15 protein-coding genes are annotated in these 16019 nt (G+C 68.4%); 5 read left to right on the forward strand and 10 right to left on the reverse strand.

Annotated features, from left to right (window positions below; translation table 11 throughout):
- Positions 1–102 precede the first annotated feature (102 nt).
- Positions 103–1728, forward strand: coding sequence for an amidohydrolase (locus IE246_RS12355; protein WP_189989921.1), 1626 nt, complete (start codon positions 103–105; stop codon positions 1726–1728).
- 67 nt (positions 1729–1795) lie between these two features.
- On the opposite strand, the gene IE246_RS12360 is transcribed toward IE246_RS12355, so the two are convergent.
- Complete coding sequence (locus IE246_RS12360) at positions 1796–2848, reverse strand: TRAP transporter substrate-binding protein (protein WP_189989923.1); 1053 nt, start codon at positions 2846–2848, stop codon at positions 1796–1798.
- Positions 2849–3157: 309 nt separating this feature from the next.
- On the reverse strand, positions 3158–4225 hold the full coding sequence (locus tag IE246_RS12365; RefSeq protein ID WP_189989927.1) for a TRAP transporter substrate-binding protein: 1068 nt from the start codon (positions 4223–4225) through the stop codon (positions 3158–3160).
- Between the two features lie 246 nt (positions 4226–4471).
- Here IE246_RS12365 and IE246_RS12370 point away from each other — a divergent pair, with 246 nt between their 5' ends.
- Positions 4472–5926 (forward strand): amidohydrolase family protein, encoded by a 1455-nt coding sequence (locus IE246_RS12370; RefSeq protein ID WP_189989929.1) that lies wholly within the window; start codon positions 4472–4474, stop codon positions 5924–5926.
- A 12-nt stretch (positions 5927–5938) separates the two neighbouring features.
- Here the strand turns inward: IE246_RS12370 and IE246_RS12375 are convergent, their stop codons facing one another.
- The 5 genes from IE246_RS12375 to IE246_RS12395 form a co-directional block, all read right to left on the reverse strand.
- A complete protein-coding gene (locus IE246_RS12375) occupies positions 5939–6982 on the reverse strand; it encodes an FkbM family methyltransferase (protein ID WP_189989932.1) in 1044 nt (347 codons plus the stop codon).
- A gap of 74 nt (positions 6983–7056) precedes the next feature.
- On the reverse strand, positions 7057–7275 hold the full coding sequence (locus IE246_RS12380; protein WP_189989935.1) for a hypothetical protein: 219 nt from the start codon (positions 7273–7275) through the stop codon (positions 7057–7059).
- Positions 7265–7684, reverse strand: a complete 420-nt coding sequence (locus IE246_RS12385) for a hypothetical protein (RefSeq protein ID WP_189989939.1) — start codon at positions 7682–7684, stop codon at positions 7265–7267. Before IE246_RS12385 ends, IE246_RS12380 begins: the two co-directional genes overlap by 11 nt.
- A complete protein-coding gene (locus tag IE246_RS12390; RefSeq protein ID WP_189989941.1) occupies positions 7674–7901 on the reverse strand; it encodes a hypothetical protein in 228 nt (75 codons plus the stop codon). The genes IE246_RS12385 and IE246_RS12390 overlap by 11 nt, the downstream gene beginning before the upstream one ends.
- A complete protein-coding gene (locus IE246_RS12395) occupies positions 7901–8134 on the reverse strand; it encodes a RebB family R body protein (protein ID WP_189989944.1) in 234 nt (77 codons plus the stop codon). Before IE246_RS12395 ends, IE246_RS12390 begins: the two co-directional genes overlap by 1 nt.
- A gap of 173 nt (positions 8135–8307) precedes the next feature.
- Between IE246_RS12395 and hydA the strand changes: the two genes are divergently transcribed.
- Both hydA and IE246_RS12405 read left to right on the forward strand, forming a co-directional pair.
- Complete coding sequence (hydA, locus tag IE246_RS12400; protein WP_189989947.1) at positions 8308–9768, forward strand: dihydropyrimidinase; 1461 nt, start codon at positions 8308–8310, stop codon at positions 9766–9768.
- Positions 9769–9883: 115 nt separating this feature from the next.
- A complete protein-coding gene (locus IE246_RS12405; protein ID WP_189989949.1) occupies positions 9884–11398 on the forward strand; it encodes a TIGR04372 family glycosyltransferase in 1515 nt (504 codons plus the stop codon).
- Here IE246_RS12405 and IE246_RS12410 read toward each other — a convergent pair.
- Complete coding sequence (locus IE246_RS12410) at positions 11383–12408, reverse strand: FkbM family methyltransferase (protein WP_189989952.1); 1026 nt, start codon at positions 12406–12408, stop codon at positions 11383–11385. The two genes, IE246_RS12405 and IE246_RS12410, sit on opposite strands and share 16 nt — an antisense overlap.
- Positions 12409–12463: 55 nt before the next feature.
- Positions 12464–13486 carry an FkbM family methyltransferase gene (locus IE246_RS12415; RefSeq protein ID WP_189989955.1) on the reverse strand — a complete coding sequence of 341 codons (1023 nt, stop codon included), beginning with the start codon at positions 13484–13486 and terminating at the stop codon, positions 12464–12466.
- 104 nt (positions 13487–13590) lie between these two features.
- Between IE246_RS12415 and IE246_RS12420 the strand changes: the two genes are divergently transcribed.
- A complete protein-coding gene (locus IE246_RS12420; protein WP_189989958.1) occupies positions 13591–14523 on the forward strand; it encodes an N-carbamoyl-D-amino-acid hydrolase in 933 nt (310 codons plus the stop codon).
- Between the two features lie 141 nt (positions 14524–14664).
- On the opposite strand, the gene IE246_RS12425 is transcribed toward IE246_RS12420, so the two are convergent.
- Positions 14665–15939 (reverse strand): tetratricopeptide repeat protein, encoded by a 1275-nt coding sequence (locus tag IE246_RS12425; protein ID WP_189989960.1) that lies wholly within the window; start codon positions 15937–15939, stop codon positions 14665–14667.
- Positions 15940–16019 lie beyond the last annotated feature (80 nt).

Raw genomic sequence — 16019 nt, forward strand, 5'->3', positions numbered from 1 at the left:
GCGGCCGCGGAGCGGACGACTCCGGGATCCATGGCGCGGTCGGACTCGGCGTTCGCATCTGACTTCGAATGACTCGATGAAACCCTGAAGGAGTTCCTGCGCATGGCACGCGTCCAGGCGGATACCGTCCTGACCGGTGGAAAGGTGTTTCTCGGCCCCGGCCTCGGCTTCGCGGAGGCGGTCGCGACCTTCGGCGGGCGGGTTCTGGCGACCGGGAGCACGGCCGAGATCGCCGACCTGGTCGGCCCGGGCACGACCCGGATCGACCTCGCCGGGCGGCTCGCCGTCCCGGGCCTCAACGATGCGCACCAGCACATGATGATGGTCGGGCTCGGCACCTTCGAGGTGAACCTGAAGGGCGACCATATCCGCTCGGTCGACGACGTGCTGGCGGCGGTCAAGGCCAAGGCCGACGAGGTCGGCCCGGGCAACTGGGTGTTCGGGCGCGGCTACGACCACTTCCAACTGGACGTGAAGCGCCACCCGCTGCGCGAGGAACTCGACCAGGTCGCGCCGGACAACCCGGTCTACATCAAGCGCACCTGCGGCCACATGGGGGTGGCCAACTCCAAGGCGCTGGAGCTGGCCGGCATCCGCGAGGGCATCGCCCAGCCGGCCGGCGGCCACGTCGAGGCCCAGAACGGCAAGCTGACCGGCCTGCTGCAGGAGACCGCCCAGCAGCTCGTCTACCGGGCGTTCCCGGCGGCGACCTTCGAGGACTTCGTGGCCGGCATCGAGGCCGGGGCCCGGCTCAACCTGTCCTACGGCATCACCAGCTGCACCGACCCGGGGGTCGGCCTGCGCGAGGGCTTCAAGGACTGGCAGGCCTATCTGGCCGCTCGCCGCCAGGGGCGCCTGCCGGTGCGCATGTACCTGATGATGCTGGCCGGCGGCAACGGCTGGGCCGACAAGGTCGTCGACATGGATCTGATGACCGGCGACGGCGACGAGTGGCTGCGGGTCGGCTGCATCAAGCTGTTCGCCGACGGTTCGGCCGGCGGCAAGACCGCGGCGATGTCGCAGCCCTACGCCGACGATTCCGAGAACCGGGGCATCTTCATCTGCAGCGACGAGGAGATGCACGGGATGATCGCGGAGTACCATGCCCGCGGCTTCCAGATCGCCACCCACGCCATCGGCGACGCCGCCATCGAGCAGGTGCTGAGCGGCTACGAGCGGGCGATGGGCAACACCGTCGACACCCAGCGCCGGCACCGGATCGAGCACTGCGGGTTCCTCACCCAGGGCCAGATCGACCGGATGGCGCGGATCGGCGTGCTGCCGGCGCCGCAGCCGATCTTCCTGTACGAGTTCGGCGACCTGTACGTCGACGCGCTCGGCCACGGCCGCCCGGAGGCGAGCTATCCGATGCGGCGCTGGCAGGACGCCGGCCTGCGGCCGTCGGCCAGCTCGGACGGCCCGGTCTCGTCGACCAACCCGTTCCAGGGCCTTTACTCGATGGTCACCCGGAAGACCAACCGGGGGACCGTGCTGGGGGCCGAGGAGGCGTTCACCCTCGAGGAGGCGATCGGCGCCTACACGGTCAACTCCGCCTACGGCTCGTTCGAGGAAGCCATCAAGGGCACCCTGGCGCCCGGCATGCTGGCCGATGTCGCGGTGATCGACACCGACCTGTTCGCGACCGAGCCGGCGGCCTGGCTGGACGCGCAGGCCGACCTGACGGTTGTCGGCGGCGCGGTGGCGTACGACCGGCTGGGGCAGATGTGAAAGCGCCGGAACGCGAACGGCCGGCCCCGAGGGGCCGGCCGCCGCGTCGATCGGGCGGGAAGGCGGCTTACTTGAGGTAGCCGTTGTCCTTCCAGATCGCGTAGTCCTTGCGGAACTGCGACAGCGAGGCCCAGATCTTCTTGGAGTCCTCGTTGTCCTTGATCTCGTCCGCGATCACCTCGTTCCAGGCGGCCTCGAACTTCGCCAGCATGTCGTCCGACCAGCGGTGGATGGTCACACCCTTCTCCTGGTGGAACTTCATCGCCGCGAACTGCGCACCCTCGCCCCGGGTGAACATGAACATCACATTGGCGTCGCAGGCGCCCTTGATCACCGCCTTCTGGGCGTCGTCCAGGGCGTCGTAGGCCGGCTTGTGGATCAGCAGCTCGTTCAGGGTCGACTGCTGGTGCCAACCCGGGAAGTAGTTGTGCTTGGCGACCTGGAAGAAGCCGAGCTCCTTGTCGATCGCCGGCATCGAGAACTCGGTGGCGTCGATCGAGCCGAGCTCCAGGGCCGGGTAGATGTCGCCGCCGGCCAGCAGCTGGGTGGAGACCCCGAACTTCTCCATGACCTTGGCGCCGAGGCCGAAGAACCGCATCTTCAGGCCGCGCAGGTCGTCGGCCGACTTGATCTCCTTGCGGTACCAGCCCGACGACTCGGGCGCGATGACGCCGCAGAGATTGTAGCGGATGTTGTCGCGGCCATACATCTCGGTGGCGATCTCTTCGCCGCCGCCGTAGCGCATCCACGCCAGGTACTCACCGGCGCCCGGACCGAACGGGACCGCCGAGAAGAACGCGTAGGCGTTGTTCTTGTTGACGTTGTAGCCGGGCGTGCCGAACGCGGCGTCGAGCGCGCCGCTGGAGACCGGATCGTAGTAGCCGGTGCCCGGGACCAGCGCCCCCGGTTCGAAGAACTTCATCGTGACGTCGCCACCCGACATCTTGGTGACGCTGTCGGCGACGTTGTTCGCGCCCTCGCCGAGCACGATCAGCTTGCCGCCGAAGGCGGAGTGCATCTTCCAGCGGACCCGCTTGGCGTCGGCGTCCGTGGCCGCCCCCGCGACAGTCACCGCCGCCATTACGCCGGCGACGAGCGTGAGCCACATCTTACCCTTCATCGGAACATCCTCCTCCGTTCGTTCCCCGTTTTTTCATGAAAAAAGGGCCGGAGATCGTCATCGATCTCCGGCCGAGCCTTGGCGAGACTGGGAGGTTTCAGCCAAGGAACCGGGTGCCAATGCCATTGGCTGGCACAAAATCGCGATGCTTACCGTCATCACCAACATCGTTGTCATGCTAAAGATGACTCGCGACAACGGAATTGGCAACCAGAGAAGGGACTCGTTCCGAAACGTCCTCAATAAGCGATTGACGGTCAGGTCAGGCCCGGGGGTGGTCAGGGCGTTGCCGCCCTGACCGGGTCGGACTCACTTCAGGTAGCCGTTGTCCCGCCAGACCGCGTAGTCCTCGCGGAACTTGGAGTACGAGGCCCAGATCCGCTTGGCATCCTCGTTGCCGGCGATCTCCTCGGCGATGACCTCCTTCCACGCCGCCTCGAACTGCGCGAGCTGCTCGTCGGTCCAGCGGTGGATGGTCACGCCCTTCGACTGGTGGAACTTGATCGCGTCGTACTGCGAGGCCTCGCCCTTCACGAACATGTAGAGGGTCGCCCGGTCGCAGCCGGCCGCCAGCAGCTCCTTGTGGGCGTCGCTGAGCGCCTTGTAGGCGTCCTGGTTGACCAGCAGCTCGTTGATGGTCGACTGCTGGTGCCAGCCCGGGAAGTAGTTGTGCTTGGCGATCTGGTAGAAGCCGTAGCCCTTGTCGGTCACCGGCATCGAGAACTCGGTGGCGTCGATCGAGCCGAGCTCCAGGGCCGGGTAGATGTCGCCGCCGGCCAGCAGCTGGGTGGAGACCCCGAACTTCTCCATGACCTTGGCGCCGAGGCCGAAGAACCGCATCTTCAGGCCGCGCAGGTCGTCGAGGGTCTTGATCTCCTTGCGGAACCAGCCGGAGGTCTCGGGCGGCGCGATCCCGCAGACGTAGAACCGGATATTGTCCCGGGCGTACATCTCGCGGGCCATCTCTTCGCCGCCGCCGTAGCGCATCCACGCCAGGTATTCGCCGGCGCGCGGGCCGAACGGCACCGACGCGAAGAACGCGTAGGCGAAGTTCTTGTTGACGTTGAAGCCGGGGGTGCCGAACGCGGCATCCACGGCGCCGCTCGAGACCGGATCGTAGTACGAGTTCCCGGGAACCAGGGCACCGGGCTCGAAGTGCTTGATCCGGAACGAGCCGCCGCTCGCCTTCTCGATGGTGTCGACGAGCATGGTCGGCGTGTCGCCGATGATCGGGATGTTGCTGGCATAGGCGGCGTGCAGCTTCCAGCGCACGCGCTCGGCCTGCGCGTCGGCGATCGTGGCGGTCAGGCCGATCGCCAGGGCGGCGCCGGCGAGCGCCAGTCGCTTCAGCCCGAGGGTCCGGCGGGGATTCGACATCGTTCCTCCCTTCCGCACAGCTGCGGAAAATAGTTGTCATGCTGACTGTCATCAACACAATCATCGGCATGCTATTCATGGCATTGATCGACGAAATAAAAACATAGTGGATTCAGAATTGCCAGATTGGCTCGAATTGACACCTTGAAGCCCCGTGCCCGAGACGGTTTGACGGTTCGACGGGCCCATCGCACACTGCGGCGGACTGCCCCGCCCGGGGCCCGATCGAACGCTTCGAGGTAGAACATGAGCCGGACCACGGTGATCCGTAATGCCGACTGGGTGGTGGCCTGGGACCCGAACGGCGGGGCCGACGGCGACGGGGGGCACGCCTATCGCAAGGGCATCGACGTGGTCTTCCGCGACCACGAGATCGTCCATGTCGGCGCCGGCTATGCCGGGCCGGCCGACGAGACGATCGACGGCGCCGGCCGGCTGGTGCTCCCCGGGTTCGTCGACGTCCATTCGCATCCCAGCTCGGAGCCCGGCAACAAGGGACTCAACGAGGAGCTCGGCTCCCCCCGGCTCGGGCAGTCCTCGCTGTACGAGTACATGCCGGTGTTCCGGATGCTGCCGGAGGGCGCGGCGCACGCCACCCGGTTCGCCATCTGGGAGATGCTGCGCAGCGGCGTCACCACCTTCTGCGACCTGTCGGGCGCCCGCGACGGCTGGGTCGAGGAGGTCGCCGAAACCGGGATCCGCGGCGTGCTGTGCCCGATGTACCGGTCGGCGACCTGGACCACCAGGGACGGGCATTCCGTGGTCTACGACTGGGACGAGGCGGCCGGCGAGCGCGGGCTGGAGCGTGCCGTGCAGATCATCGACGAGGCCGACCGGCACCCGTCCGGCCGGATGTCGGGAATGATGGGGCCGTCGCAGATCGACACCTGCACGCCGGCGCTGATCCGGGAGAGCCACCGGGTCGCCCGCGAGCGCGGCATCACCATGCAGATCCACGCGGCGCAGAGCGTGGTCGAGTTCAACGAGATGACCCGCCGTCACGGGATGACGCCGATCGAGTGGCTCGACGATCTCGGCGTGCTGACCGCCGGCACCATCGTCAGCCACGGCATCTTCCTCAACGACCATCCCTGGCTGCACTGGCCGCAGGCCGACGACTTCGGCCGCCTGGTGCGTTCAGGTGCCGCGGTCGCGCACTGCCCGAACGTGTTCTGGCGCCGCGGGATCGCGCTGAACCATGTCGGGCGGTACATGAACGCCGGCATTCCGCTCGGCCTGGGGACCGACACCTTCCCGCACAACTTCCTGCACGAGATGGAGATCGCGATGGTGGCCGGCCGGCTGATGTCCGGCGACTTCACCAACGCCTCGACCGCGCAGATCTTCCACGCCGCCACGGTCGGGGGCGCCCGGGTCATCGGGCGCGACGACATCGGCCGGCTGGCGCCGGGCTGCAAGGCCGACATCGTGCTGGTCGACGCCGGACATCCGTACATGCAGCCGCTGCGCGATCCGATCCGCAGCCTGATCTACTCGGCCGGCGACCGGGCGATCACCGACGTGTTCGTGCATGGTCGCCGGGTGGTCGAGTCCGGCGAGGTCCGGACCGTCGACATCGCCGCCACCGCCGCCAGGCTGAACGAGTTCCAGCAGGTGACGATCTCGGGGGTCCGGCAGCGCGACTGGGCCGGGCGTACGATCGACGAGATGGCCCCTATGGTGTTCCCGGGCGCCGGCTGAGCGACCGGCCGGCTACGCGGGCAACGGCTCGAAGACCAGCTTCGGGTTGGGATCCCGCGGATCCGGCCGGATGTCGTTCATACCGGAGATCGCCCGCAACCCGTCGTCGGTCAGCTGCGAGAAGCTCCAGCGGGCCGGGTCGAACGGCGCGATCAGTTCGGCCGGCCGGCGTCGGTACTGCGCGATCAGGTGCGGATGGTACTCGACGACGAAGGTCGTGCGGCCGGCCTCGATGATCCGGCGGGCCCCCTCCAGGACGCTGATCTCGTGGCCCTCGACGTCGACCTTGACCAGCTTCGGCAGCAGCGCCGGATCGAGGAACGCGTCGTCGAGCGCCAGCATCGGCACGAAGTCGTCGACGATGGAGCGCGGTTCCTGCCGGTTGATGCGGACGGTCTGGCCCTCGAGCTGGGTCCCCGGATTGGCCTCGATCCTGGGCATCATCGACAGGCCCGAGCGGGCCGATCCGCCGACGTGCAGGACGCGGATCAGGTCGAAGCTGTTGATCGTGGCCATCTGCTCGAGCAGCGGCAGCAGGTCGCGCTGGATCTCGAGGGCGAACACCACGGCTCCGGTGGCGGCGGCGAACGCGCTGATGTAGCCGACGTTGGCGCCCACGTCGATGAACACGTCGCCGGGTTCGAGGCGGGCCGATATGAACTCGATCAGGGTCTTCTCGTAGAGCCCGTCGTACTTGTCGACCATCTTCTTGAACTCGATCGACGAGTAGTCGTTGATCGGGAACATGATCTCGCGGCCGTTCGGCGCCTTGACGGACCAGACGTTGGTCTTGCCGTAGCGGGCCATCCGGTTGTTGATGGCCTGGGCGACGCGGTTGGTGCGGCGGGCGAAATAGCCGGCCGCGATGTTGTGCGGCTCAACCTTGCCGATCCGCAGGGTCTGGGCCAGGGCCGTCAGGCTCTCGCGGGAATACGGTGGCCACTGCGCCGCCAGGAAGGCGCCGATATCGCCGGGATCCTGGACCGCGTGTCGTTGCGCTTCGGCGCGCGACTTGAAATTGAAGGCCGAGAGGCCGGGGCGCTGTGTCGTCGACATGCCCGGACTATGGCACCACGGGTCTCCCGGCGCCACCGTGCACCGGTGAGGCCGGCGGCGCGGGCGCGATGCGGTCAGCCGGGCGGCGCCTTGCCGTGGGCGTTGGCGGCCTCCGCGACCATGGCATCGACTTCCGCCTGCATCGCCAGGGCCTCGGCGGCGACCGCCTCCGCCTCCGCGGTGCTGTCGGCACCGGTTTCCGCCGCCCGGGTCTCCGCGGGCGGCGCAGCGGTCGGTGTGCGGGGCGTCTTCGCCTTGGCGCTGCCGGCTGTGTCTTCGGACTCACTCGTCATTCTGGACCTCGTCGGGCTCTGGGTTTCCCGGATCGAACCGGTCGAGCAACCGCCGGGCGGTCAGGCCGGTCCGGTCGACATGCGCCTCGGCGTCCCGGAGCGCCGCCTCGGCCGCCTCGACCAGCGGTGCCAGGCTGCCGGCCGAGCCGGGGTCTCGGGCGATCCGTTCCAGGACCGCCGCGCGCGCGGCGGCGCTGATCGCCTGGACGTTCCGCAGGTGGGCGGCGGCGTCCTGGATCGTCAGGGCCGCGGCCTGCGCCGCTACCATGTGCGCGGCCTGGCGCGCGGTCAGCGCCGAGCCGCCTCTCAGCAGCCCGGCGGACAGCCCGACCGCGTCGGCGACCGTGTCGTTGACCGCACCGGCCGAATCGGCCCCGGGCGACCCGCCGGTCGAGGGATCACGGGCCATCGGCTCCCCCCGGCCGGCCGGCCAGCAACCGCTCCACGGCGCCGGCCGCGTGCTCCTGCGCGCGCAGTTGGAAGTCCTGCTGCCGGGCCACCGCCGTCAGCAGCAACTCGGCCAGCGGGGTGGTCATGCGGGCGAAGGCGTCGACCGGCTCCGGAACCGGCGGCAGCTCGGCCGGACCGGGTTCCGGCATTGCCGGGTCTGCCTTGTGCTCGGGCATCAGCTTCCCTGCGGCCCGAGGATCGCGGAGACCGCGCGGGAGGCGGCGGCCTGGGCAATGGTGTTCATGGTCTGCTGGCCGGCCACCGCGTTCTCCATCATCAGGGCGGTCGCGTGCGCGAACGCGGTCGCGAGCTGGCCCGCCGCAAGGCCCGGCAGCGAGCCGATCGCCGTCAGGTTGGTCTGGGTGACCGCGTCCGTGATCTGGCCGTTGACCGGGGTGGGGATTGCCATGGTCTGCTCCCTTGGGTTGTGCGTTTCCGTGATTCGCAAACTTCAGGTAATAATTGTGACAGAAAGTACCATGATCGCTCAATGGGTACTACGTCGGCAGCCCTTTGTCTTCGATGTCGCGACCGTGCCAAACTCGCTGCCGTGGTTCGGCTGAGAGGATGGAAGAGGCGTCGATGAGCGAGTTCGATGTGATCGTAAAGGGCGGCACGGTGGTCACCGCGTCGGAGACCATGCGGGCCGATGTCGGCGTCAAGGACGGCAGGATCGTGGCGCTCGCCGAGTCGCTGGCGGGGTCGGCGGCGCGCGTCGTCGACGCGACAGGACGCTATGTCATGCCGGGCGGGGTCGACAGCCACTGCCACATCGAGCAGCCGTCCTCGACCGGCGGCAAGAACGCCGAGACCTGGGAGAGCGGCACCCGCTCGGCGGCCTGCGGCGGCACCACCACGGTGATCGCGTTCTCCAGCCAGGAGAAGGGCGAGGGCGTGCTGAGCCAGGTCCAGGCCTATCACGAGAAGGCGAAGAAGGCCTGCATCGACTACAGCTTCCACATCATCGTGTCGGACCCGACCGACGAGGTGGTCCGGAACGAGCTGCCGCCGCTGATCGAGTCCGGCCTGCGCTCGATCAAGCTGTTCATGACCTATCCGAAGAACCGGGTCGACGACCGCGAGATCCTGCGGATCTTCGAGGTGGCGCGGCGGCACCAGGCGCTGGTCTGCGTGCACGCCGAGAGCCACGACGCGATCATGTACATGACCGAAAAGCTGCTTGAGGCCGGGCTCGGCCAGACCAAGTACCACGCCTGGTGCAAGCCGCCGCTGGTCGAGCGCGAGGCGGTCACCCGGGCGATCATGCTGGCCGAGCTGATGGACCAGCCGATCCAGATCTTCCACGTCACCTGCGAGGAGGCCGCCGAGGAGATCCGCCGTGCCCAGGCCCGCGGCCTGAAGATCTTCGCCGAGACCTGCCCGCAGTACTTCGTGCTGACCGCCGACGACCTGGACGCCGACCAGCGCGAGGGCGCGCGGCTGATCTGCTCGCCGGCGCCGCGTTCGGTCGCCGACCAGCAGGCGCTGTGGAACCACGTCCGCGCCGGTACCATCGGCAACGTCACCTCGGACCACGCGCCGTACAACATCGACGCCCCGGACGGGAAGTTCTGGTCCGGCGACAACGCGCCGTTCAGCCAGATCGCCAACGGCGTGCCGGGCCTGGAGACCCGGATGCCGATCTGCTTCCACGAGGGCGTGGTGAAGGGCCGCATCGACCTGCAGCAGTTCGTGGCGCTGACCTCGACCAACTCGGCCCGGCTGTTCGGCATCTACCCGCAGAAGGGCACGATCGCGATCGGCGCCGACGCCGACATCGTGGTCTGGGACGCCGAGAAGAAGGTCCGGATCACCCAGGACATCCTGCACCACGACACCGACTACACGCCGTACGAGGGCATGGACGTGATCGGCTGGCCGGCCGTCACCCTGTCGCGCGGCCGCGTGGTGTGGAACGAGGGCGAAATCGACTGCCAGGCCGGCTGGGGCCGGTTCCTGGCGCGCCAGCCCTACGACTACATCAAGCCGCGCGGCGTGTTCCCGACGCCGTTCAACCCGATCACCGGGAAGATCGAGGGGTAGGCGCCGGGTTCTCCGAGAACTGTCGTCGAAGATTCCGGCTGAGCGGTCAGCATCGCTACCGTCTCGGATGTGTATGTCAGAAGGTCGGATGCAACAGTATCCAGGAGCCTCCGCATTGGACGAGTGGTCGGGTGCGCGAAAGTTTATCGTTCAGAGTCTTAATGATACGACGCTCGTCTCCCGGTACGTCCTGAGACTATTTTTCATGGCACGGGGGGAAGGTCCGCAGTTCAGGGACCTTCTTCGTTTTGTGTTCCTGAGCGTTGGAGAGGCGGCGGGATTCGAATATCTATTGGCATATCAGCTGGCGAACACGGCCGAACGTTTCGACTCCAGATACAGTGACTCCTGTGGTCTTGCTCGAGGGAACTATCCGCTGATCTCGGCCTGGATCGCCCAATGCTTCGTCGAAGACGATCTGGCCATGCCGCCGGTTTCCAGCCCCCAAGGCATAGCGTTAGCGGATCGGATTCTGGATGGGGCGGAGGGCCACCTGAGAAGTATTCGCGCGCATGCGGAGGCCGACAGGGTGGGCGCTCTCCGGGCGATGATCGACGCCAACTTCGCCGAAGCCGAGGCGCGCTGGATATTGGCGCCGAGCTTCCTCTCCCATGTCGGGCATCTGGTCTACGCGGCCGTCCTGGTGGAGATGCAGCGACGCGGCCGGCTCGCTGCTCGGGAGGTCGGCATCCTGCCCGGCGCGTCGCACAACCGGTATCTGCGGCAATCGCTGGAGCCTTATGTCGTCCCGGACATCCCGCCGAACGTGTCCTATGTCGAATCGATCAGCGCGCGAAAGCGTCACCTCACGACCGATCGCACCTGGCGGACGATGAGCGAACTGGTGTCCGAGGCGACGGAGATCTGGTCCGGCGACCGGCCCTTTGCAGAGATCGATGCGGAAACCCGGCAGCGCGGTGACGCCGCACTGGCCGCGCTCGGCGTGCCGCCCGACGCGCCGATCGTAACGCTTCATGTCCGGGAGGCGGGCTACAACAGCGCGATCGCCGACACGATGAGCCTGCGCGACGCTCGGATCGCCGACTACAGGGAGGCGATCGCCGTACTCGCCGCCCGTGGCCTCCGGGTGGTTCGGCTCGGCGACCCCAGCATGACGCCGGCGGAGCCACAGGAGGGGCTGGTCGACTATCCGTTCACCGCGGCGAAGTCCGACTGGATGGACATCTACCTGGCGGCGCGGTGCCGGTTCCACATCGGGACCTCCTCCGGAATGTCCTTCGTGCCGCTTGCCTTCGGGCGGCCGGTCCTGTTCACGAACTGGATCACCATGGCGCACGTGGTCTGTGCCTCCAGTGTCGTGACTCTGCCCAAGCTGCTGCTCGATGCCGACGGCGCGATCGTGCCGCTGGCCGACTACTGCGGAGTCCATGGCCATCTGCTGGAACGCAGCGACGCTGACCTGTACGGCCTGACGTTCCGGGACAGCGCGCCTGAGGACATCGCCGAGGCGGCCCGCCTGATGGACGACGGAACTGACCTCGATACCGGCCGGTTGCGCCTGCCAGCGCGCCTCTTCAAGGCGTCGCAGGCGGTGTTTGCAGCCTCTCCGCTGAAGTCCCGTCCGCAGATCGCACCGGGGTTCTGGCGGCGTTACTACACCGGCGCTTGAGCGCCCCGCGGCTCGAACACCAGCTTCGGGTTCGGGTCGTTCGGGTCCGGGGTGACCTCGGTCATGTCCGAGATCGGGCGCAGGCCGTCGTCGGTCAGCTGGTAGCGGTGCCAGCGTCCGACGGGGAATGCCGCGAGGAGCTGGTCGGCCGAGCCGCCGTAGTTGGCGACCAGGTGGGGGTGGAACTCGACGACGAAGCGGGTGTGCTCCTCGGCGATGATCCGACGAGCGCCGTCGACGACCGCGATCTCGTGGCCCTCGACGTCGACCTTGACGACAGCCGGCCAGCGGCCGTCCCGGCCGAACGCGTCGTCGAGCGCGATCATCGGCACGAAGTCGTCGGCCACCGATCGCGGATCCTCGCTGGTGATGCTGCGGGCCGGCGCCGTGAAGCCGGCGCCCGGCGACACGTCCATCCTCGGGATCGCGCCGAGCCCGCCGCGGTCGGAGGCTCCGGCGTGCAGAGCGCGCAGGGTGTCGAACCCGTTGATGGTGGCGAGCTGTTCGATCAGCGGGATCAGTTCGCGCTGGATCTCGATCGCGAACACCGTCGCCCCGCCGGCGGCCGCGAACGCGCCGATGTAGCCGACATGGGCGCCGATATCGACGAACACGTCGCCGGGACCAAGCCGGGCGCAGACATAGTCGATCAGCGCCTTCTCGTAGCCGCCGCCGTAGCCGTCGGCCATCGTCTTGAAGGCCACGGCGCCGGGATCGCCGAGCGGGATCAGGATTTCGCGGCCGTTCGGGGCGGTCACGCTCCAGGTCTGGGTCTTGCCGTAGCGCGCCGCCCGCTTGCGCAGCAGCGCGGCGAGCTGGGTCAGGCGCGCCATGAAGTAGCGCGGTCCATCGGCGCCGGGCAGGGTCGCCGCGCGGCACAGTACGCGGACCACATGATTGAACTCGGCGCGTGCGAACGGCGGCCAGACCGAAGCCATCAGGGCGGCCGGATCGGACGGCGTCTGCACGGCATGGCATCGGGCCTCGGCCTTCGACTTGAAAACGCGCATGCCTGCTCCGTTTGCATCCAGCTCCGCCCGGAAGACTAGCAGCGGTGGCAGTACCCTACGAGCCCGGCGGGCAGAACAGCAGCTTGATGTTCTCGACGTCGGGGTCGTAGGCGAAGTCGCGGCCCGACGGATCGATCGGCCGGCGGGTGCCGTCGTCCGCCAGCACCTCCTGCCTCCAGTCCGGCGGAAACACCGTCAGGATCTCCTCCGGCTTGTGGCCGAACGCGCCGACCAGATGCGGGTGGAACTCCAGCAGGAACCGGGTGCGGCCGCCGGCGATCAGGTTCCGCGCGCCCTTCAGGGCCTCGAACTCGTAGCCCTCGATGTCGATCTTGATCAGGTCGGGGACGACGCCCTCGCGGGCGAACACGGTGTCGAGCCTCACGCTCAGAACCGGGTCGTACAGCGCCTTGTCGATCGCATTCGGCGGCGGGGCGGTGATCGGGTCCTCGACCCGCAGGCCCGGAGTCGGGTCGAAGCGCACGTTGAAGATCAGCCCGTCGTAGTTGCCGACCGCGGCATTGAGCACGTGCGCCCTGTCCAGCCGGTTGGCCCACAGGTTGCGCTTCACCTCCAGCAGCAGGTCGGGGTGCATCTCGAAGGCGATGACCCGGGCGCCGGCGGCGCCAAGGATCGTCGTGTAGTAGCCGACATGGGCGCCGACATCGGCGACCAGCGAGCCCTTGCGGCCCTCCTCGACCAGATAGCGCAGCACGCCCGGCTCGTAGCCGGCGCCCTCGCGGTCCAGCAGCGCCAGGAAGGCGCGGGCCGCGCCAGTGGCCGTACTGAACCTGAGCGATCCGACCCCGGGGATGTCGCGGGTCTCGAACGGCCCGGTCTGCTGGGCGACGGCGTCGCGGTGCCGGAAGGTCTTGTCGATTCTCGAAAGCATGCTGCGCTGCCGGCGGATCGAGTCGGCCGGAAGCCCCAGGACCTCCAGCCAGCGCAGCACGGTGAGCGACCGGGCGATGTCGGCGCGCGAGGCGGCGAACTGCAGCAGCGACGCGAGCGCCATGGGATGCGCCGGCTGCGACGCGACGGCCGCCAGGACATCGGGCAACTTCGGTGGGGTCGTCATACGCAGATACTCCGTCGCCGAACGATCGCCGACCCTTCACCGCTGGCCGGTGGCGCCCTAGAGTACCCAACCGGATCGTATCAGCACACGAGGGATCGGACTCCATGAGCCGCATCATCAACGTCGGCGCCGCCCAGCTCGGCCCGATCGCCCCCGAGGAAAGCCGCGTCAGCGCCGTCAACCGCATGATCGAGCTGCTGAAGCAGGCCAAGGACCGCGGCGTGAAGCTGGTGGTCTTCCCCGAGCTCGCGCTCACCACCTTCTTCCCGCGCTACTACGAGGAAGACATCTCGCGCATGGATCACCACTTCGAGCGCGGCGACATGCCGACGCCGGAGACCCGCCCGCTGTTCGAGAAGGCCAAGGAGTACGGCATCGGCTTCTACCTCGGCTATGCCGAGCTGACCGAGGACGGCCACCGCTTCAACACCTCGATCCTGGTCGACGACACCGGCAGGATCGTCGGCAAGTACCGCAAGGTGCACCTGCCGGGCCATGCCGAGTACGACGGCAAGCGGCCGTGGCAGCACCTGGAGAAGCGCTACTTCGAGCCGGGCGACCTCGGCTTCCCGGTGTGGCGCTCGATGGGCGGCATCATGGGCATGTGCATCTGCAACGACCGGCGCTGGCCCGAGACCTACCGGGTGATGTCGCTGAAGGGCGTCGAGATCGTCATGCTCGGCTACAACACGCCCGACGTGAACACCTCGGCGCCGGAGCCGAACCATCTCCGGATGTTCCACAACCACCTGGTCATGCAGGCCAGCGCCTACCAGAACTCGTGCTTCGTGGTGGCGACCGCCAAGGCCGGCATCGAGGACGGCTGCATGCTGATCGGCGGCTCCTGCATCGTCCAGCCGTCCGGCGAGATGGTGGCCCTGGCCTCGACCGTCGGCGACGAGCTGATCACCTACGCCTGCGACCTCGACCTCGCGAAGATGGGCAAGGAGACGGTGTTCAACTTCGCCAAGCACCGCCGGATCGAGCACTACGGCATCATCACCGAGCAGACCGGGGTGGTCGAGCCGGCGGAGTAGCTGCGGCCGAGTGGCCCGTCGGACATCGGCGGTTAGGTCCCGGCTCGCGCTGCGCACGGCCGGGATGAGGTCTTGTTGAGTTCCTCATCCCGGCCGTAGCGGCGGAGCCGTGGAGAGCCGGGACCTATCGCGCCAAGCGCCTTAAAGCCCCTTCACCGCGTGCGCACCGACCTTCAACGGGCGGCGGACCGACAGCAGCAGGCGGGCCTGGTCGGCCTTGCCCTGGCGCAGCAGCGCGTTCAGCAGGGCGTACTCGACCAGGTCGCGCTGGGCGCGGCTGCCGCCGATGCGCTCGTGCTGGGACATGGTGACCGCCAGGTGGCGCTCGGCCCCGGACCAGTCGCCGGCGGCCATCGCCCCGAAGCCCTCGGCCAGCTCGCGCACCACGTCGCCGGCCGGGCCCTTGGCCTCGGCCACGATCTTCGCCAGTGCGGTGCCGTTGCCGGCCATGGCGTGGGCGAGAGCGGCGTGCACGTCGGCGAACGCGATCCCGGTGTTCGGGAACAGCCGGGCGGCGTAGTCGCTGACCTGCTTCCAGCGCCCGGCCGGGACCTCCACGCCGGCCAGCCCGGCCCGGAACAGCAACGCCGCCGAGTCGGTGATCACGTTCAGCGCCGGCCCCCAGGCCGCACCCGGCGCCACCGCGTCGTCGTACACGCTCCACATGGTGTCGAGATCGCCACGCTCCAGCGCCCACAGCGCCACGTGCCAGCTGATATGGCAGTGCAGCTGGCCGCCCCGCTCGTAGTCCTGCCGCCAGTCGTCGATGTAGCGGTAGCCGGCCTCGGTCTCGCCGGCCTCGTAGTAGACGTGGGCGCGGATGTGGGCGCCGTGGGCGTTCCTCGGGTTGAGCGCCATCGAGCGCTCGATGGTGGCGGTCGCCGGACCGGTCTGGCCGGCCTCGACCTGGGCGAAGGCATGCTGGCCGAGCAGCCACCAGTCGTCGCCGTAATGCGGGACCAGCGAGCTGGTAAAGGCGAGCTGCTCGGCCTCGCGGCCGGGCTGGCCGCTGAACCCGATCATCCCGAACACGCCGCAGCAGGTCTGGGCGACCAGGGCGTCGCGCGGGTGCTCCATCATGTGCGCGCGGATCGCCTTGTAGGCGGCCGGCCCCTGGCCGGAGACCAGCAGCGACAAGGCCTCGACATGCGCCGCCTCGCGCCCGGACAGCCTGCTGGCCAGCGCCTGGGCCGCCGCCATCGCCGGCTTCGGGTCGTCGCCCTTGCCCATGGCCTGGCGGGCGCGGGCCAGCGCCATGTGGCCGAGCGCGAAGCCCTCGTCGGCGGCGATCGCGGCCTCGAACGCGTCCTCGACGCCCGGTTGGGCGGCCAGGAAGCGGTCGACGCCGGCGACATAGGCGTCGCGCGCGGCTTCTGAGGAGGTGGAGAGGGCGTTTCCGTAGCGGTCCTGGAGCATGACGGCGGTCCGTTCTTGTTGGTGTGCCTACATTGTCAGCACGGCGCACCCGGAACTCAAACGGTTCGCGGCGGCCTGCG

The organism is Thalassobaculum fulvum, from assembly GCF_014652915.1.
GTDB lineage: Bacteria > Pseudomonadota > Alphaproteobacteria > Thalassobaculales > Thalassobaculaceae > Thalassobaculum_A > Thalassobaculum_A fulvum.